Genomic DNA, 19036 nt, shown 5'->3' on the forward strand with positions numbered 1-19036 from the left:
TCCTCTCAAGAAAGAGAGTGAGCACAAAACCCGGGGCGATTCAGAAAATCGACGGTAGTCAAATGGTGCGTGTCGCGCGGTGTGTTGCAACCATTTGACTCCCGTCGATGAAGTTGATCAACCATTTCACTCCCGTCGATGGGGCAACAACCATTTCTCTCCCGTCAACAAGGGCTGGGCAACCATTTCTCTCACGCCGATAAGGCCGGCAACCATTTCTCTCCCGTCGATCCAGGGCTCGGCGCTCCGCCAAGTTCCTCGCACACGGCTTGGAGGTTCGGTCCGAAGATCTTGCGGGAAAGTGATCTTGGGAAGTTGACGGGAGTCGAATGGTGGGCGTCTCGGCGGGTCTTGCCACCATAAGACTCCCGCCAACGAGCATCAGCAACCATGACTACCGTCGATGGGTTCGCAACCGTCCCCGGGGCATCGGCCGGTGGTCCCGCTCGGAGACCTTCAAGCGATCTTGAAGCGTTGGCGTGAGAACTGGTGCGTGTCGCGACACGTGTCGCAACCCCTTCTCTCACGCCAATCAGGTTCGGCAACCATTTCTCTCACGCCAACGAGCCTCGGCAACCATTTCTCTCACGCCGACGGGCCGGCAACCATTTCACTCACGCCAATGAGGGCAAGCAACCATTTCACTCACGCCAAGAGGGGCAACTGATCAAGCAGCTCTCGACCGCAAGCGAGAAGGCGGAGGCTGGCCCTCGTGATGGTGTTGCCCGGGCTCGTGTCGTGGTGGTGCCAGTTAGTTCGTGTGATGGGTGTGGCCTGTTGGCTCGGGTGATGGTGGCACGACCTGGTCCGTGTGATGGTGTCGCCACTATTTCGCGCCCGGCAGCGGCAGCGAGCTTTCATCGCGTTGGATAGTCGCCGGCGGAATCCTTACGCACCTGGTCAATTGGCAGGCGATCTTCTGGGGCAACGTGCCGATCGCGGCAGTGCTGATCGTTGTGGTCATGGTCGGGGTCATCACCGCCGGGCAGACCATCACGCCCACGGTGGAGATCAGGACTGAAGCGGCTGGGCTGGGTGGGTGCGCGCGATGGTTTGGCCGATGTGGACGAGGAGTTCGGCGGTGAGGGTTGGGTTGTGGGCGGTGTTTTGGTCGGTGTAGTCGGAGAGTGCGTGGACTTCAGTGAAGCCGGGCAAGGTGTTTCGTGGAACGGGTACTCGACCGGCGACTGCGATGACCGGGGTCGAGGCTGCGCGGCGGGCGACGGCGGCGGGTAGTTTGCCGTGTCCGGTTTGTTCGTCCAGGCTGCCTTCGCCGGTGACGATCAGGTCTGCGGCCATCCGGTGGTGGTCGAAGTCGAGTAGGTCGAGGAAGTAGTCGGCGCCGGAGACCAGTTGAGCGCCGAGGAGCATGGCGGCGAAACCGAGGCCGCCTGCGCTGCCGGCACCAGGGATCTCGGCAAGGGTGGATGCCTGGGGAAAGCCGTTGTCCGACAGGGCCTCGACCATTCGGCGGAGGCCGCGATCGAGGTGCCGCACCGCTGTCGGATCGGCTCCTTTCTGCGGGCCGTACACGACTGCGGCACCGTGGGGGCCGGTCAGTGGGTTGGTGACGTCGCAGGCGGCGACCAGTTCGACGGCTGGAAGTCGTACGGCCGCAGCGCAATCGATCGTGGCGATGTCGAGCAGTGCGCGTCCGCTCGGTGGCAGCAACCGGCCGCAGTCGTCGAGGAATCGGTAGCCGAGGGCGGTGAGCAGACCCATGCCTGCGTCGGTGCTCGCGCTGCCGCCCATGGCCAGCAGGATTCGCCGTGGATGCAGCCGCATCGCCTGCCGCAGTGCCTGTCCGAGGCCGAGACTCGAAGCGTCGAGCGGATATCCGCGACCAAGCGGCGCGGTGGCGAGCCCGCAAGTGTTCGCGACCTCGATCACCACGGTGTCGCCGCGCAGGGCGATCCGGGTGCGGCGGGGTGTGCCCGTTGCACCCGCAACCGTGATCCACACTGCGTCGAATCCGGCGGCGACGGCGGCTTCGACACTGCCGTCGCCGCCGTCGGCCAACGGCAGTTCGTGGCATTCGGCTCCGGAACCGCTGAGCCCCAAGGCAAGACACCGGGCGACCTCGGCGGCGGGCAGGCTGCCCTTGAACTTGTCCGGCGCGATCAGCACTCTCATGCCTGCCACACCTTGATCAGTGCGGCGGCTGAGATGACGGTGGTGACGCCGCCGACGCGGGTCGAGATCTGGGCGAAGGGCATCAGGTTCATCCGCTGGGACGCGGAGAGGATGGCGACGTCGCCGGTGCCGCCGAGCCCGCTGTGGCACACGGTGACGAGCGAGGCGTCGACGGGATACATGCCGATGGCTCGGCCGACGAAGAACCCGGTGGCGGCCATGGACAGCACGACGGCAACGCAGGCGGCGACGTAGCCGACAGAGAGCACGCCGATGATGCTCTCCAGCGGCAAGTACAGCAGGCCGAGACCGATCATCGTCGGGTAGATGAAATGTCTCGAGATGACGGTGTACATGCCGCGCACGCTGTCCTCGACCGCGGCAGGGAAGATGCCGAACAGCTTGCAGAGCACCGACAGGATGATCACCAGCACCGGCGCAGGCAGGTGCACCACGTGTTCGAGTAGCGTGGCGAGCACGAACAGCCCGCAGATGATGAGCACGCCGAGGGCGTGATTGCGTGCCGGTACGGCAGTGGCGGCCTGCGGATCCGGTGCGGCGGTGACCGAGTCGATCTCGGCATCAGGCACTTTCACCAATCGGCCGCCGCCGTCGAGTTGCGGCCTGCGGTCGCCAAGCCTGCGCAGGACGCCCGCGGTGATGACGGCCGCGATATTGCCGATGATCGCGGCCGGAATGAGTTCGGCGACAAAGCTTGTCGACTGCCCGCCCAGTGCCGAGGCGTACGCCGACGAGAGCGGGATGACGCCTTCGCCGATGCCGCCGCCGATGATCGGCACCACGATGTAGAACAGCGCGCGATGCAGGCTGTACCCGAACGCCATGGCTACGCCGACGCCGACCACGATCGCGATGGCGGTGCCGAGCACCAGCGGCGGGAAGATGCGGATCAGCCCGCCGATCATCACCTTTCGGTTCATCCCGAGGATGCTGCCGACGACCAGCGTGCAGATGACGAAGTACAGGAAGTTCGCCTGCTTCATCAACGCGGTGACCGCGTCGAGCGTGTTCTCGTTGAACGCGCCGTGGTACACCAGAATCGACGGCACCAGCAAGCAGACCAGCGCCCCGCCACCGATTTTCGAGATGACCGGCAGCCGATTGCCCAACGGTCCGAGCAGCATGCCGAGCCCGACGATCACGGCGAGTCCGCCGATCATGTTCTGCGGTATCGCCTCGAAGAGGCCTGCGACAAGCACCCCTGTGGTGAGGATGATCGGCACGATCAGTGGGATACCGTCGAGCGCGGGCGCCGGAAACGAGCGCCGGGGCCTGGTGTCGAGTTTCATGACCGGCTCACCGCGCTCATCGAGGTCGCCGCCTCGAGCTGTGCGCGCACCAGCGCACCGAACGACGCCGTAGTCCCCGAGCCGCCGATGTCCGGCGTCATCGCCGACTTCTCCTGGACCAGTGCCGCTTCGATCGCCGCAAGCACCGCCGCCGCGGCGGCCTGCTCACCGAGATGCTCCAGCATCATTGCCCCGCTCCAGATTTGGCCGATCGGGTTGGCGATCCCGCGTCCTGCGATGTCGGGGGCCGAACCGTGCACCGGCTCGAACAGGCTCGGGAACCGGCGCTCAGGGTTGATGTTTCCGCTCGGCGCGATGCCGATGGTGCCGGTGCAGGCCGGTCCGAGATCGGAGAGGATATCGCCGAACAGATTGCTGGCCACCACCACGTCGAACCAATCCGGGTGCAACACGAAATTCGCCGTCAAGATATCGATGTGATACTTGTCGACGGCGACATCGGGATAGTCGCCCGCCATGTTCGCGACGCGCTCGTCCCAATAGGGCATCGAGATGGAAATGCCGTTGCTCTTCGTCGCCGACGTGAGGTGCCGTTTCGGCCTGCGCCGCGCTAGCTCGAAGGCGTACTTCAGAATTCGATCCACACCGGTTCTGGTCATCACGGTCTCCTGGATCACCGTTTCCCGATCGGTGCCTTCGAAGATCTTGCCGCCGATGCTCGAGTACTCGCCCTCGGTGTTCTCTCTGACCACATAGAAGTCGACGTCACCCGGCACGCGGCCGGCCAGCGGGCTGCTGATGCCCGGCAACAGCCGGACCGGCCGCAGGCTGACGTACTGGTCGAAGTGCCGCCGGAACTGCAGCAGGCTGCCCCATAGTGAGATGTGGTCCGGCACCACTTCCGGCCAGCCGACGGCGCCGAAGAACAGCGCGTCGAACGCGGCCAGTCCGTCGAACCAGCCGTCCGGCAGCATGGTGCCGTTGGCCGTGTAATAGTCGGCGCTCGCGAAATCGAACTCGGTGATATCGAGGGTGAAGTCGAAGGCGGCGGCCGCGGCCGACAATACTTGAATTCCTTGCGGCACGACTTCCTTGCCGATGCCGTCGCCTGGAATGACCGCAATTCGGTGAGTGGCACCCATCGTCGCGTGCTCCGATCTTCTTGGTAGCGGGTAGTTCTCAACGGTAGGCTCGGATATTCCGCGGCAAAAGCACGGAGCGCGCAAGAGACTCTTTCCGGAATGGAAAAGGACGAGGAGGTCGCCGTGTACGGTGCGTCCACCGACGATGTGTCGTTTTTCGATATCGTCGCCCGTTCGCGCAGCCTGACCGAGGCGGCCATGCAGTTCGGCGTCTCGGTGTCGTCGGTGAGCAAGCGGCTCGCCCAGATGGAGGCGCGGCTCGGTGTGGTGCTGGTGCAACGCAGCACGCGGCGGCTGACGTTGACGCCGGAGGGGGAGCGCTACGCGGCGGGGGCCGCGGTGATCGCCGCGCAGCTGGAGGAGCTGGAGGATTCGATCGCGGAGCAGCGCCACGACTTGCGCGGGCGGGTGCATATCCGGTCGACGATCGGCCTCGGCCGGGCCCATATCGCGCCGCTGGTAGCCGATTTCGTGGAGCGCCAGCCCAAAGTGCAGGTGGACCTTGATCTTTCGGCGGTGCCACTGCATATCGCCGGCAGCGGGTTCGACATCGGGATCAGGGTCGGCGCGCTCCAGGACTCGCGACTGACCGCGACCAGGCTGTGGGTCAATCAGCGGGTGGTGTGCGCGTCACCGGAGTACGTGCGGCGCAACGGAATCCCCGCGACGGTCAAAGACCTCGAAGAACACAACTGCATCGTGCTGCGCGAGAACGAGTCCGACTATGCGCTGTGGCGTTTCGAGAGCGCGGGCAAGGAGATCGCCGTTCGAGTGGCAGGCAATCTGACTAGCAACGACGGCGACGTGATCACCCGCTGGTGCCTGGAGGGCCGCGGGCTGGTGATGCGCTCACGCTGGCACGTCGATCCGCTGCTGCGGGACGGCTCACTGGTCCAGGTGCTGCCTGAGCTGGCGACCCCGAGCGCGGATATCTTCGCGGTGTACGCGGCAACGGCACCGCTGCCGCGCCGAACCAGGGCCGTGATCGATCATCTGAAGGCGGGCCTCGGCCGTCGCATCACCGAAGCGGCAGGTTGAGCCGACGGGCTCGACCTGCCGTGCTCGGTCAGGCGTACAGCGCGACGAACTTGTCCAGGGATCGCTCGATATCGCCCTTCACCGCGCGCGCTACGCCCGCGCCGATCGGCCCGAACAGCGGCCTGCCGCCGAGCTCGATGTCGACGGTCACTTCCGAGCCGGTGCCCTTCGGGGCGACGAGCAGTTCGAGGCCGAGCTTGGTGCCGCCCTTGCCCGCGCCGGTGAGCGCGAGCCGCCGCGGCGCATCGGCCGCCTTGACCGTCCAGGTCACCCGGTTGCGCAGCCCTTTCACCGAGGCGACGCCGATGAGCTGGGTGCCGACGGTGAGCTGTGCGGGGATCTCGCTGCGCCAGGCCTCGTGCATCGTGAGCCACTTGTCGAGGTCGGCCAGATTGGATGTGTGCGACCACGCGTCTTCGGGTGAGAGCGGCACGTCGACGGACACCTTCAGCTTTGCCATGGCCGCATAGTATCCGGTACCGGCGGTTCTCCCCAGTCGGCGCCCGGCGTCCCGCGGCTTCCCTGAGCTGGGAACTGCGGACTGCCATCGGAGGAAGCCGACCGAACAGTCCGGCGATCAACCGGCAACCTCGCCGAAGTCAACAACCATAGAGATGAATGTGGTTCGCGGACAGCATTATCGGGACCGAACTGGACGGTCCAGCAAACTTCCGGTCGGAACCGTCGCGAATGTTCCTACCGGTCATCCTGTTTCGTGGCCGAGCCGAGATAGGCGTGGTTGACAAGGATGTACGGATGGTGTCGAACCGCGAATAGATCCGATGATGTGTCCTCTGCCCGGGTTGTCGGAATGCCGCTGGTCACCGTGCGGCAAGCGATCGTGATCGATAGCGGCGCAGCATTATTCCGCATTCGGCGGCGAACGTCATCTGTCGGTGCGCAAACGCAATCATGTATGTGGATTTGGCAAGACACGGTTGCATTGCTGCTAATGTCGGGACGTCGGGTTCTGGTAACCGTTCGGACACGATCCGTGCGGTTGGCGATCAAACATGGAATCGCCTGCCCCGTCGGCACTGTGAGGTACGGCCTGGCCGACCTCGCGGCTACGTCGGGTCTCCGGACCTCCGACGTGGACCAGATCCGACCAGGGTTGTGCATGGTCGGCGTCGCGAGGAAGGCGAGACGAAGCACGATGACGGAGAGTCGATTCCTCGGCGCCAATCGACGACGAAAGAACTGATGAATCAAGATATCGCCGTGGTGCTTTCATGGATCCTGGCCGCCGCGCTGTTGGTAGCGGTAGCGGTGGCGTTCTACGCAGCCCAGTATGCGAAACAGCAGCGAGCCAAAGCCGAAGCCCTCAGTAGAGAGCAACGAGCCACCGAGGAAGCCGTCGAGCGCTTCGCCACGACCACGCTACCCGCGGTCGCGGAGGCGATCAGACGCTACGACAGCAGCGCGCCCGTGGTAGAGGTCCCGCAGGCGCTGGAGAATTCCCGGCTGGCCCAGATGTTGCGCTGGATCGCCGAACGGTACGCCGACGACCTGAGCCTGCTCCGCTCCGAGACCAGGGAACTGGCCAATCGCGAAGCGCAGCAGGCGATCGGCGCCGCCGAGGAGAAGGTCCGCGGCGAGGTGTCCTCCGCGTCGCGGCAGGCGACCAGTGCGGCGGTCCGCTCGTTCGGCACCTCGGTGGTCAGTCTCGGCGCCGACGTCGGCCAGGTGGTGAGCGCCGCGCTGCGCGAGCACCGCAAGGACGAGGTATACGAAACCCTCACGCGCATCGACCACACTGTGCAGCAGATGATCCGGCAGGCGCAGTCCTACGTGATCGTCTGTGGTGGCCTGCCGGGTAGGCGCTGGCCCGCCCAGTCGCTCACCGACGTCGTCGGCGGCGCGACCGGCCGAGTCCGTGACTACCTCCGGGTGCGCCCCAACCAGCTGGACCGGGTCGTGATCAGCCGCGCGGTCGAGCCGCTCGTGCACACGCTGGCGACCCTGCTCGACAACGCGCTGCGCTACTCGCCGCCGACCTCCTACGTGGACGTCAGCTTCCAAGAGGGCCATCACGGCGTCACCGTGATCATCGACGACGCGGGCGTGCGGATGAACGCCGAGCAGATGGAGGAGGCCAGGCAGGTGCTCGCGCACGAGCGCTCGGTCGACATCCACCAGCTCGGCCCGTCACCCAAGGTCGGTTTCCCCGGCATCGCCGCGCTGGCCCGCCGCTACGGCTTCACCGTCTACATCGATGGGCCGAACGTCTACGGCGGCATGCGGGCGATGGTCTACATCCCCGAGGCGCTGCTGATGACCGCGCCGCCGAGCCAGGAGGTCACGCCTGCGCTGGAGAAACCACCCGTCGCCGAACCTGCTCCCGAGCCGGCCCCCGTGAGCGAACCGCCGCGCGAAGAGCCAAGCGAGAGTGAGCAATTCGCCGTGCACGAGATCACCGATGGTGGCCTGCCCAAGCGGCGCCGCCGGGCCGTCGCGCTCGCCCCGGTCGGTCCGCGCACCGAGCCGGGCATGGCTCGGCCCGATGTCGCCGCCGCCTGGCACACCGGTTCCCAGAGCGGCCGCGCCGCCGCCGATGAGTCCGATCACACGGAAGGGACGAACCCCTGATGGCCACACCCGTGACCGACAGCAGCAACAAACTGGGCTGGCTACTCGAAGACCTCAATGTGCCCGGTGTCAGATTCTCGGTGCTCCTGTCCGAGGACGGGCTGCGCATCGCGCATTCGGCGGGCATCGAGCGCGACCAAGCCGAGCGGTTCTCCGCCGCCGCCTCCGGCCTGCGTTCCCTCGGCAAGGCGCTCGGCGAATTCTGCGGCACCGGCGATAACGGCGTGCGGCAGAACATGACCGAGTACGACCAGGGCATGATCCTGATCACCGCCGCGGGGGAGGGCGCGCTGCTCGGCGTCGCGACCACCCCGGACATCGACGTGGCACTCATCGCGCACCGGATGAACGAACTCGCAGGCCGTGTCGGACACGAGATGGGTAGCGAGCCACGTCGACGGGTTGATGGTGGCGACCTGACATGACCCGTTCCCGGCGTGATCCCGATTTGGTTCGGGCGTACGTGCGTACCGGGGGCCGGACCCGTCCCACCCGCGAACTGGACCTTGTCACTTTGGTCCGCGCGGCAAAGGACCCGCTGCCGGGTACCGCTCCCGATGCACGCCGGGTCATCACGCTCTGCAGCCGCCAGGGCACGCTGTCGGTCGCCGAGATCGCCGCGTACCTCGATCTACCGCCGTCCGTTGTCAAGATCGTGGTGGCTGATCTGATGGACAGCGGACATTTAGTCACGCCTACGCCGGCAGAGCACCTGCCGGAGATCGCTCTGCTGGAGGAGGTACTCAATGGGCTCCGTGCTCTCGCCGTCTGATCGTGCAGTCGACTATGTGCCGGAGACCGTTACCCGTTCCGTAAAGCTGTTGGTGGCAGGCAATTTCGGGGTCGGCAAGACGACCTTCGTGAGCAGCGTCTCGGAGATCAAGCCGCTGCGCACGGAGGAGACGATCACCGAGGCCAGCGTCGGTGTCGACGACATGGCCGGTCTGCCGGGCAAATACCAGACGACCGTCGCGATGGACTTCGGTCGCATCACGCTCAGTCCGAAACTGGCGCTCTATCTGTTCGGCACGCCGGGCCAGCAGCGGTTCGTTCCGCTGTGGGAAGAGCTGGCCCGCGGCGCACTCGGTGCGCTGGTGCTGGTGGATACCAGGCGCATCGAGAAGTCCGATGAGGTGCTCTCGGTGCTCGAGGAGCGCGGTGTGCCGTATTCGGTGGCCGTCAACCAATTCGAAGGCGCCAGAAACTATCCGCTCGACGAGGTCCGCGACGCCTTGGACCTCGCTGCCGATACCCCGCTCACCAATCTCGACGCACGTGACCGGGGCACGTGCTTGCGGTCACTGATCACGCTCGTCGAATTCCTGTTCCAGCGTCAGGAGTCACGTCTTTGAGTACCCCACCGGCCCATTCCTGCCCCGTTCAGCATGGTTCCCCGATCGACAACGACGGCCCACGGGTGCCGCTGTACACCGAGGAACATGCCGCGGATCCGCATCGCGCCTACCGCGAGATGCGCCGCAAATACGGCTCGTTGGCGCCGGTGGAACTATCGCCCGGCGTGCCTGCGACGCTGGTGATCGGCTATCACACCGCGCTGCGCATCCTCAATGACCCCGAGCACTTCCCGGCCGACCCGCGCACCTGGCAGAAGAACATTCCCGGTGAGTGCCCGATCCTGCCGATGCTGGAGTGGCGGCCGAACGCGCTGCGCAGCGCGGGCCTGGAACACAGCCGCTACCGGCAGGCCAATGTGTCTGCCGTTGCCGACGTCGACCTGTACTCGTTGCACGCGACCGTCGAGCAGATCGCCATCCCGTTGATCAATGCCTTCTGCGAGGACGGCGCGGCAGACCTGATCAGCCAGTACGCCTTTCCGCTTACCTTCGCGGTGCTCAACGCGACGCTCGGCTGCCCGCCCGATATCGGCCAGCAGGTCGCCACCGGCATGGCCGCGATCTTCGAGGGCGTCAACGCGGAGAAGGGCAACGCGATGCTCACCGACGCGCTGTTCGAGCTGGTCACCCTGCGGCGCAAAGATCCAGGCAACGACATCACCTCGCGGTTGATTGCCCATCCGGCCAAGCTCGACGACGCAGAGATGATCCATCAACTGGCCACCCTCTACGGTGCGGGGATCGAGCCGCAGCTGAACCTGATCATCAACACGCTGCTGCTGATGCTCACCGACGACCGCTTCGCGGGAAGCGTTCTGGGCGGCAGTCTTTCGACGCGGGATGCGCTCGACGAGGTGTTGTTCACCGACCCGCCGATGGCGAATTACTGTGTCTCCTACCCGAAGCAGCCGATCTTGATCGACGGCGTCTGGCTGCCTGCGCACCACCCGGTGGTGATCAGCATGGCGGGCTGCAACAACGACCCCGCGGTCAACGCGGGCGAATATGTAGCCAACCGTTCACATTTGGCGTGGGGCGTCGGCCCGCACGCCTGTCCGGCACGATCGATGGCGCTGCTGATTGTGCAGGATGCCATCGATCAATTGCTGGATGCATTGCCCGAATTGACACTCGCAGTTGCTGTCCATGAATTGACTTGGCGGCCAGGTCCTTTCCATCGCGCGCTCGTCTCCCTCCCCGTAGCATTTCCTAAGTCACCACCGCTACACGTGTTTTAAGGAGACTCCGATGGACACCGAGCCGCTAGTCCTGGACCCCACGGGTACCGATATTCAAGGTGAGGCCGCCCGCTTACGCGAACGCGGACCAGCGACTCCGGTGGCGCTGCCGGGAGGTGTGCAGGCGTGGTCCATCACGGACGCCGATCTGCTCAAGCGGCTGCTCGTCGATCCACGGGTCTCCAAAGATGCCAGGCAGCACTGGCCTGCCTTCGCCAAAGGTGAAGTGCCGCAGGACTGGCCGCTGTTCCTGTGGGTGGCGGTGAACAACATGTTCACCGCCTACGGCGCTGACCATCGCCGACTGCGCAAGCTGGTCGCGCCCGCGTTCACCCATCGCCGCACCGAGGCGATGCGCCCCCGCATCGACGCCATCACCGAGCGGCTGATCGCCTCGCTCGCCGCCGTCCCGGCGGGCGAAGTCGTCGACCTGCGTGAGGGTTTCGCCTACCCGCTGCCGATCCAGGTCATCTCCGAGCTGATGGGCGTGCCGGAATCGTTGAACCCCGGGCTGCGCCGGTGCGTCGACGGCATCTTCGACACCTCGCTCGGCCCGGAGGAGTCGCAGGCCAACTACATGGAGATGTACCGCATCCTGGCCGAGTTGGTCGCCTTCCGCCGCGAGCATCCCGGCGACGACATGACGAGCCTGCTCATCACGCACCGGGACGAGGACGACGGTTCGCAGCTGACCGAGCAGGAACTCATCGACACGCTGCTGCTCGTCATCAGCGCGGGGCACGAGACCACCGTCAATCTGCTCGACCAGGCGATCTATGCGATGGTCACCAGGCCCGAGCAGCGCGACATCGTGCTGAAGGGCGAGGTGGGCTGGTCGGATCTGATCGAGGAGTCGTTGCGGTTCGAGGCGCCGGTCGCGCACCTGCCGTTGCGATTCGCCGTCGACGACATCGACATCGAGGGTGTCCACATCGCCAAGGGTGAGCCGATTCTCGCGTCCTATGCGGCGGCCAACCGGGATCCGAAGATGCACGGCGACACCGCCGACGAATTCGACGTGACCCGATTGACCAAGGACCACTTGGCTTTCGGGCACGGCGTGCATCACTGCCTCGGTTCGCCGCTGGCCAGGCTGGAGGCGGCGGTCGCACTGCCTGCCATCTTCGAGCGCTTCCCGAACATGCGGCTGGCGGCGGACCCGGCGGAGCTGGGGACCGTGGTCAGCTTCATCTCGAACGGTCACCGGACCTTGCCGGTGATCCTGGAGCCCGTGCAGTAGTCCGGCATCGTGCAGGGGGCGTCCGTTACGGGCGCCCCTTTCGAATGTCTGTGCCGCGCTAGTTCTTTCGAGCCAGCCCGGCGACGATGAGCTGTTCCCAGACCGACAGCTCGCGGTCGCTCACCCCGATCGCCGGGGTGCCGTCGGCGGGCGCCGGATCCGGGCGCCAGTGCGCGCAGGGGGCGATGCCGGGGTCGACGATCTCGAGATCGCCGAACAACGCCGCGATTTCCTCGTCGGTGCGCCAGCGGCCGCGCCCGAAGGTGGACTGCAGCTTCTGTTCGGCAGCCGTGGTCTCCGCGTTGTGGCCGGACCGGAAGTGCGAGATGTACACCCGGCTGCCCGGCGCGAGTTGCTCGGACCAGTAGCGCACCACCCCGGCCGGGTCCTCGTCGTCGTTGAGGTGATGCAGGATCGCGCTGAAGATGACCGCGACCGGCTGATCGAAGTCGATCATCTTGACGACCTCGGGGTTTTCCCGAATCGACGGCGGGTCACGGAGATCGGCTTGGAAGACCGTGGTGTGCGCGTCGGTCGCCAGCAGTGCGCGGCCGTGCGCGAGCACGATGGGGTCGTTGTCGACGTAGGCCACTGTGGCATCGGGGAGGTGGCGTTTGGCGACCTGGTGCACGTTGTCGGCGGTGGGCATTCCGCTGCCGAGGTCGACGAACTGGCGGATGCCGTCGCGGGCGATATCGCGGACGGCGCGCACGAGCGCCTGCCGGTTGGTGAAGGCGATGGCCACCGAGCCGGGGAGGTTGTTCTTGAAGTGGTCGCCGATCTCCCGGTCGACGACGAAGTTGTCCTTGCCGCCGAGGAGGTAGTCGTACACCCTGGCGATGCTGGGCGTGGATTGATCGATGACGTGTGACAGGTCGGTCATCTCGGATCCCCCTCCTCCGTGGACAGTATGGCTTCCATCGTAGGAGGCCGTGCCTGCGTGAGTGCGTGCTTCGGCGGCGAGACACATGTGACCACAACATGTTTCACGGTTTGCCTGCGGTAGCTTCGGGTACGCGAGGAAGAGTCCGGATTCGAAGGAGGTTCGCATGACATCAACCGGTGGCGTTGGCAGGCTACGCAGCGTAGTGCTCGATTGCCCGGAGCCGCGCAAGCTCGCGCAGTTCTACCTCGGACTGCTCGGCGCCGACATGTTCTCGGACGAGGAAGAAACCTGGGTGGTCATCGTCGACGGTGACGGCAGGCGCCTCGCCTTCCAGCTGGCACCGGAGTACAAGCCGCCGCGGTTCCCCGATCCCGAAGCGTCGCAACAGATTCACCTCGATGTGCTGGTCGATGACATCGAGGAGGCCGAGCCGAAGGCGCTTGCGCTCGGCGCAACGCTGGTGCAGCCCAACGACAATGATCAATTTCGCGTCTACCGCGATCCGGTCGGGCACATCTTCTGTCTGATGTGGTTGTAAGGACCGGCGCGAGCCGTGACGCTCAGCAGCCTTCCAACGTGGCGGCGGCCAGCTCCGCGACAACGTCGACGGCCTCGCGGCGGACCCGAAAGGTGTTGAGCTGACGCATCGCTCCGTTGCCCCGCGCCAGCGTCGTGGCGAGGGAGTCGGTGACCAAGCGCCGATCGCCGAGCTCGTCGAGGGCGGGGCCGACGTAATCGACGAGCTCGGTCAGCAGGTCGGTCACCGGAACGATGCGGCCGCGCACCGGATCGACCGCGTCGCCGTTGAGCCCACTGCGTGCCGCCTTCCAATACGCGGCGTGCAACACCTCGGTGCCGACGCTGGGCGGAGCGATGTTGCGCGCCAAGGATGTTCGGGCTGTCATCACCGTCGCCCGCACCAGGGTCGCGAGCAGCACCGTCTCCTCGATCGTTGCGGGGACATCGCTGACCCGGACCTCGACGGTGGGAAAGGCCATGGACGGGCGGACATCCCAGTAGACCATCTTCTTGTCGAGGATGCTGCCGCTCGACTGCATCATCTCGACCATCGCCTGGTACTCGGCCAAACTGCCGAAGTACGGCGGCGGGCCCGCACTCGGCCAGCGCCGCCAGAGGACGCTGCGCCAACTCGCGTAGCCGGTGTCGACGCCGCGATAGATCGCCGAATTGGCGGTGAGCGCAAGGAAAAGCGGCAGCCACGGCCGGAGATAATTGCCGACGAGCACCGCGGTTTCGCGATCGGGCACCGCGACATGCACGTGGCAGCCGCACAGCCCTTGCTCGTGGGCGAGCATGCCGTAGGCCGCGGCGATCCGTTGATAGCGCGGCGTATCGGTGACCGGGAACTGGTCGGGCACGGTCGGCGGGATGGCCGCCGCGAGAAGTTGGACGCCGTTCTTCTCCGCACATCCGGCGATCCTGCACCGCAGATCGCGCAGTTCGGCCGCCAGTGCGGCGGAGTCGGTGTGCACGCCGGTGCTGGTTTCCACCTGGCAGCGGGTGAGCTCGAGCTGCAGATCGATGCCCAGCTCGGCCGCGGTCCTGGCGACCTCGACATTCTTCGGAACGGGGGCACCGGTTTCGGGATCGGTGAGGATGAATTCCTCCTCGACGCCGACGGTCGCCGAGTCGGCCTGCATGGCAGTGGATTACCCAGCGGAGGAGGTCGTACGCGTTGTGCCGACGAACAGTTCCCGAGCGGCGGGGGAGTGCAAGCACCGCGGGACCGGGACGTCCCGCGGTGCGGTGTGCCACACGTGTGTCTAACTGCTCGCCGGGTTCAGATGCCGATCACGTCTAGCATGAGACGAACCCAGTGGCTGATCGTGCCGATAATCATCGGAATTCTCCTTCCACCACTCAGGGAACTGCATCGTAGGCTCAGATTGCCGCAGTATCGGCGGCGCCAAACGCTGATCGCCCGGACGTCGGGAGGACACCTCGTTCACCGCGCTGTCAGCTTGCGCCTGCGTGTGCGGCGGGTCTCCAGATGGGCGCCGAGTTCTGATCGGCTGCCAGCGGCGGAAAAGAGCTCGACGGGTGCGGCCGGTTACCGACAGAATGCGAACGGCCACACTCTGATCGGAGAATTCGCTGGTGGACGTGCTGGATACCGAACGGCTGACGCTGCGCCGATTCACCGAGGACGACGTCGACCTGTTGGTCGAGTTGGACAGCGACCTCGAGGTGATGCGGTACCTCACCGGCGAGCCCACGCCGCGCAGCGAGATCGAGGACGAGGTGTTGCCCCGGATCCTGCGAGACTACGAGCGGGGTCCGGCGGGGCGATGGGCCGCCATCGAGCGAGCCAGCGGACGGTTCGTGGGTTGGCTCGCGTTGCAGCCACCCGAGGACGGGGGCGTCGCCGAAGTGGAACTCGGGTATCGGCTCGAGTCGTCGGTGTGGGGCCGGGGGTACGCCACCGAGGGAGCGCGGGCGTTGCTCCGGACAGCGTTCACCGAACTCGGTGTCGAGCGGGTGTGGGCCCAGACCATGGCGGTCAACGGCGCCTCGCGGCGGGTGCTGGAGAAGGCCGGCCTGCGCTATCTGCGGACCTTTCACCTGCACTTCGAGGATCCGCTGCCCGGCACCGAGCACGGCGAGGTCGAGTACGAGCTCACCAGGGCCGACTGGATGGCGCTGCCCGCGAATCGCACGCGCGATCATCAGCAATTGCTTCGGTAAATCACAGGCCCGCGCGGCACACTAAGTGGGCGTGAATCATCTGGAACTGCCGTTTCTCGTGCTGTTCGGCACGATCCTGGCCCAGCCGCTCGGTCGTCGGCTCGGGATAGCTCCGGCCGTCCTGATGACAGTGTTCGGGTGTGCGCTCGCGCTGATCCCGGCGGTGCCCGATGTGCGGGTCGCGCCGGATCTCATTCTGCCGCTGCTGCTTCCGCCGCTGCTGTACGCGGCGGCCCGCCGCACCTCGTGGCGCACCTTCGCGCAGAACTGGGGTGCGATCGCGCTGCAGGCCATCGGGCTCGTGGTGGTGACCGCGGCGGTGGTGGCGGTGGTGACGCATCTGTGGCATCCGGCGGTGCCGCTGGCCGTCGCGTTCGTCCTCGGCGCGCTGGTCGCCCCGCCGGACCCGGTGGCCGTCGGTGCGTTGGCCGGGCGGCTCGGGTTGCCGCGCAGGCTCGTCGCGGTGCTGGAGGGGGAGGGACTGTTCAACGATGTCACCGCGATCGTGCTGTACGGGATCGCGGTGCAGGCGGTGGTCACCGGGCAGTTCTCGGCGTGGTCGGCGGCAATGGAATTCGTGCTCGCCGCGGTGGTCGGGATCGCGGTCGGGCTGGTGTTCGGCTGGTGCGGCAGCTGGCTGATGCGGCGGCTCGACGAGGCGGCGTGGCAGGTGGCGTTGGGGTTGGCGCTGCCGTTCGCCGCCTACCGGTTGGCTGAGGCGCTCGGCGGCTCGGCGGTGCTCGCGGTGCTGGTGTGCGCGCTGTATCTGACCGATGCGGCCACCGATTTCGGTGGCAGCGACTACCGGCTGGTCGGTGACTCGTTCTGGGCGATCATCGACATGCTCGTCACCGGAATAGCGTTCGGGCTGATCGGGTTGGAGCTCGCGACCGTGCTGCGCGATGCGGGTCCGGATTGGCCGCAATATCTTGGTATTTCGGGCGCGGTCATCGGTGCGGTCGTCGGTATTCGGCTGATCTGGTTGCTTGCGACCTGGGCGATGTTCGGGCGCTGGTGGCGCAGGCGCGAGGCCGACGAGCCATACACCTGGCGCGAAACCGTGGTCACCTGGTGGGCTGGGCAGCGTGGGGTCGCCACGGTTGCTTTGGCTTTGGCGGTGCCGTTGACCACCGAGTCCGGCGCACCCTTCCCGTGGCGCAGCGGAATCCTGTTCACTGCCTTCGCCTTGGTCCTGTTCACGTTGCTGATCCAGGGGCCGACCTTGCCGCTTGTGGTGCGCGCCACGGGAGTTCGCGCCGACACCGACGTCGAACGCACGATGGAACGCCAACTCTGGACACGCATCTTGCGCGCCGAACTGACCCGACTACAGCAGGTCGCCTACCTGGAGGACCTTCCCGACGAGGTCTATGACCGCCTGCACGTCGGCATCGAAAGACGTTTGGCCAGAGCCGATCCCGAAGCCGCCGACGAGGCGAAAGCCGCCGCCGAACACAGCGCCGACCTCAACCGCAAACTGCACCGCATCAATCAGGAAGTCCTGGCCGCAGGGCGGGACGAGGCCATGGCTGCTCGCCGTGAACACGGCGTGCCACCGGACCTGGTCGACCGAGTAATGCGTCGCCTCGACCTTCGGTCGCCCTAGTGCGTGCGATGCGGTCGGTCCCGCGTCGACTGCCGAAATCGACCTCCCGGAGACGACGAATCAGCGAGTTCGGCACTCCTGGAAGGCCGTTCGTCGCAGGGCTGCCCCTGTTAGTGACGTCTGCCACCGGTGGGGCCATCGCTCTAGCCTTGGCGCATGGAGGAGGGGACTGCTCAGCAGCTGGCGTTGCGGATACTGAGCAGACCACAGTATGGTGCGGAAGGCCTGCTCGATCCGTCGGGGACATCGACGGATTGGGCATGGGTCTTCCGGTGGGGGAACACGTCCGACAATCACGGAATTGTCATCGTCGTCAAGGATTTGGCGCGGGCATGGGCGATCCGCCTGACTCGGGACGATGTCGATTTCGACACGTTCGCCAGGGAGTACTCCGACGCGTTCCGGCTGGCTTTCGATCTGACCGCGACGCCGCCGAAACCGGGGCTGTGGCTGGTGGCGAGCGCTCGTGTGCTGGCCAACAATGGTGTCGGATTCGTCGCAGGCGCAGCGGCCGCCATCGGCACCGTCGGCCTGCTGCGGTTCTTGTGGTCTGGTGTGCCCACGTGGATCCTCATTGTGGCGGCCGTCGGATGTGCGTTGGCGATCGGCGCGGTCCATGCGACCCTCGAATGGTGGACGGATCGACGCCTGGCCCGATCCGTCACGGAGGAGCTCGACCGCGGGCGCTACGCCCACCTCCTCGTCCCTGCCCGCCACATGCATATCCAAACCCGTTCCTTGGCCGGCGTGGACACCGAGGTCGTCATCGGCTGGTCCACCCGATACGACCACATTCGAGATGTGTTGGCCCGCAATCAGCCCGAGGATCTGCCGTTCCGTCTCGCCCTGATCAGGATGCTGCGCGTAACCAGCACACGCGAGTAGCGGAGCCAGCGGCTGCGAAGATGGGGCGGTGACTGAGCGGACAGAACTGATCGGCGGCATCGAGAAGCGCGAGATCCGGATCGTCGACTACGACCCCACCTGGGCTGCCCGCTTTGCTGTGGAGCGGGATCGAATCGCCAATGCGCTCGGGGCGGTCGCGCGGCGCGTCGACCACATCGGCTCGACCTCGGTGCCCGGTCTTGCGGCCAAGCCGATCATCGATATCCAGGTCAGTGTGCCGGATATCGACGACGAGGACGCGTACCTCGAATTGCTTTCCGCCGCAGGCTATCAGCTTCGCGTCCGGGAGCCGGCGCATCGCATGATGCGGACGCCGGAGCGGGATGTGCACGTTCACCTCTGCACGATCGGCAGCGCATGGGAACGCCCGCAACTGCTGTTCCGAGACTGGTTGCGGCATGACGACGCGGATCGCGCGGCCTACGAGCAACTCAAACGCCAACTCGCGCAGCAAGACTGGGACGATATGAATGCTTACGCCGATGCCAAAGGGCCGCTTATCGCGGAAGTCGGTGCAAGGGCGCAGGTGTGGGCGGAAGCCACCGGTTGGACTCCTTAACCTGCCAGGATCTTGTGGGCGGAGGCTGGTGTGCGGTGATTTTCGGCTTCGAATCTCGAAGTGATCTGAAACCTGCTCACCGAACCCAAGATCAGAACACCCGAACCATGATCAAACCTCAAGCAGCGGACCGCATTTGTAACCGATCGTGCCAGTCCGACCAACGCACGAAAATGCCGATGAGCGAGCATTCTCGCTGAGGCGCGCATTTGGAATGTGATCTTGTGGCGCAACACATCTCACGATCGGTACGGAATTCCGTTCACCGCACGGCCCGCCTCTGCAGGCCCTACCGTGAACGTGCAGAGCTTCCCCTTACCACCGAGAGGAACCGCTAACAGCCAGCACCCTACCCAAGATCAGCGAT

At 65.8% G+C, this 19036-nt stretch carries 18 protein-coding genes; 12 read left to right on the top strand and 6 right to left on the bottom strand.

Translation table 11 applies throughout. The annotated features are described in order from the left end of the window. Positions 1 to 1011 precede the first annotated feature (1011 nt). Genes NA11_RS41050 through NA11_RS41060 form a run of 3 tightly spaced genes read right to left on the bottom strand, consistent with a single transcriptional unit; the run spans position 1012 to position 4546 of the window. Positions 1012 to 2133: a glycerate kinase gene (locus tag NA11_RS41050; RefSeq protein ID WP_069167521.1), complete on the bottom strand. Its 1122-nt coding sequence runs from the start codon at positions 2131 to 2133 to the stop codon at positions 1012 to 1014. Continuing rightward, positions 2130 to 3443: a 2-hydroxycarboxylate transporter family protein gene (locus NA11_RS41055; protein WP_069167522.1), complete on the bottom strand. Its 1314-nt coding sequence runs from the start codon at positions 3441 to 3443 to the stop codon at positions 2130 to 2132. The genes NA11_RS41050 and NA11_RS41055 overlap by 4 nt, the downstream gene beginning before the upstream one ends. Further along, on the bottom strand, positions 3440 to 4546 hold the full coding sequence (locus NA11_RS41060) for a tartrate dehydrogenase (RefSeq protein WP_069167523.1): 1107 nt from the start codon (positions 4544 to 4546) through the stop codon (positions 3440 to 3442). The genes NA11_RS41055 and NA11_RS41060 overlap by 4 nt, the downstream gene beginning before the upstream one ends. A 99-nt stretch (positions 4547 to 4645) precedes the next feature. On the opposite strand from NA11_RS41060, the gene NA11_RS41065 reads away from it, so the two are divergent. After that, positions 4646 to 5584 (top strand): LysR family transcriptional regulator, encoded by a 939-nt coding sequence (locus tag NA11_RS41065; protein ID WP_069167524.1) that lies wholly within the window; start codon positions 4646 to 4648, stop codon positions 5582 to 5584. Positions 5585 to 5612: 28 nt separating this feature from the next. Here NA11_RS41065 and NA11_RS41070 read toward each other — a convergent pair whose 3' ends face one another. Beyond that, a complete protein-coding gene (locus NA11_RS41070; protein WP_069167525.1) occupies positions 5613 to 6044 on the bottom strand; it encodes a type II toxin-antitoxin system Rv0910 family toxin in 432 nt (143 codons plus the stop codon). Between the two features lie 743 nt (positions 6045 to 6787). On the opposite strand from NA11_RS41070, the gene NA11_RS41075 reads away from it, so the two are divergent. The 6 genes from NA11_RS41075 to NA11_RS41100 are packed head-to-tail and all read left to right on the top strand — an operon-like array spanning position 6788 to position 12006. After that, entirely contained in the window at positions 6788 to 8173 is a 1386-nt protein-coding gene (locus NA11_RS41075; protein WP_069167526.1) for an ATP-binding protein, read from the top strand. Continuing rightward, positions 8173 to 8598: a roadblock/LC7 domain-containing protein gene (locus NA11_RS41080; protein ID WP_069167527.1), complete on the top strand. Its 426-nt coding sequence runs from the start codon at positions 8173 to 8175 to the stop codon at positions 8596 to 8598. The genes NA11_RS41075 and NA11_RS41080 overlap by 1 nt, the downstream gene beginning before the upstream one ends. After that, positions 8595 to 8945, top strand: a complete 351-nt coding sequence (locus NA11_RS41085; protein WP_069167528.1) for a DUF742 domain-containing protein — start codon at positions 8595 to 8597, stop codon at positions 8943 to 8945. Before NA11_RS41080 ends, NA11_RS41085 begins: the two co-directional genes overlap by 4 nt. Then, complete coding sequence (locus NA11_RS41090; RefSeq protein WP_069167529.1) at positions 8920 to 9525, top strand: GTP-binding protein; 606 nt, start codon at positions 8920 to 8922, stop codon at positions 9523 to 9525. The genes NA11_RS41085 and NA11_RS41090 overlap by 26 nt, the downstream gene beginning before the upstream one ends. Next, complete coding sequence (locus tag NA11_RS41095; protein ID WP_069167530.1) at positions 9522 to 10766, top strand: cytochrome P450 family protein; 1245 nt, start codon at positions 9522 to 9524, stop codon at positions 10764 to 10766. Before NA11_RS41090 ends, NA11_RS41095 begins: the two co-directional genes overlap by 4 nt. Before the next feature lie 10 nt (positions 10767 to 10776). Then, complete coding sequence (locus NA11_RS41100; RefSeq protein WP_069167531.1) at positions 10777 to 12006, top strand: cytochrome P450 family protein; 1230 nt, start codon at positions 10777 to 10779, stop codon at positions 12004 to 12006. A gap of 58 nt (positions 12007 to 12064) precedes the next feature. Here the strand turns inward: NA11_RS41100 and NA11_RS41105 are convergent, their stop codons facing one another. Beyond that, positions 12065 to 12889, bottom strand: a complete 825-nt coding sequence (locus NA11_RS41105; RefSeq protein ID WP_069167532.1) for an SAM-dependent methyltransferase — start codon at positions 12887 to 12889, stop codon at positions 12065 to 12067. 166 nt (positions 12890 to 13055) lie between these two features. On the opposite strand from NA11_RS41105, the gene NA11_RS41110 reads away from it, so the two are divergent. Further along, positions 13056 to 13430 carry a VOC family protein gene (locus tag NA11_RS41110; protein ID WP_069167533.1) on the top strand — a complete coding sequence of 125 codons (375 nt, stop codon included), beginning with the start codon at positions 13056 to 13058 and terminating at the stop codon, positions 13428 to 13430. 22 nt (positions 13431 to 13452) lie between these two features. Here the strand turns inward: NA11_RS41110 and NA11_RS41115 are convergent, their stop codons facing one another. Next, positions 13453 to 14553, bottom strand: coding sequence for a glutamate--cysteine ligase 2 (locus NA11_RS41115; protein WP_069167534.1), 1101 nt, complete (start codon positions 14551 to 14553; stop codon positions 13453 to 13455). Positions 14554 to 15010: 457 nt separating this feature from the next. Here NA11_RS41115 and NA11_RS41120 point away from each other — a divergent pair, with 457 nt between their 5' ends. The 4 genes from NA11_RS41120 to NA11_RS41135 all read left to right on the top strand — a co-directional run bounded on the left by NA11_RS41120 (position 15011) and on the right by NA11_RS41135 (position 18669). Continuing rightward, the gene (locus NA11_RS41120; RefSeq protein WP_069167535.1) at positions 15011 to 15598 is read left to right on the top strand and encodes a GNAT family N-acetyltransferase; all 588 of its coding nucleotides are present in this window, start codon (positions 15011 to 15013) and stop codon (positions 15596 to 15598) included. Between the two features lie 31 nt (positions 15599 to 15629). Further along, positions 15630 to 17204: a Na+/H+ antiporter gene (locus tag NA11_RS41125; RefSeq protein ID WP_069167536.1), complete on the top strand. Its 1575-nt coding sequence runs from the start codon at positions 15630 to 15632 to the stop codon at positions 17202 to 17204. Positions 17205 to 17360: 156 nt separating this feature from the next. Beyond that, the gene (locus NA11_RS41130; RefSeq protein WP_069167537.1) at positions 17361 to 18089 is read left to right on the top strand and encodes a hypothetical protein; all 729 of its coding nucleotides are present in this window, start codon (positions 17361 to 17363) and stop codon (positions 18087 to 18089) included. A 28-nt stretch (positions 18090 to 18117) separates the two neighbouring features. Beyond that, entirely contained in the window at positions 18118 to 18669 is a 552-nt protein-coding gene (locus tag NA11_RS41135) for a GrpB family protein (RefSeq protein ID WP_069167538.1), read from the top strand. Positions 18670 to 19036 lie beyond the last annotated feature (367 nt).

Origin of the sequence: Nocardia altamirensis NBRC 108246, from assembly GCF_001612685.1 — a bacterium.
Taxonomy (GTDB): domain Bacteria; phylum Actinomycetota; class Actinomycetes; order Mycobacteriales; family Mycobacteriaceae; genus Nocardia; species Nocardia altamirensis.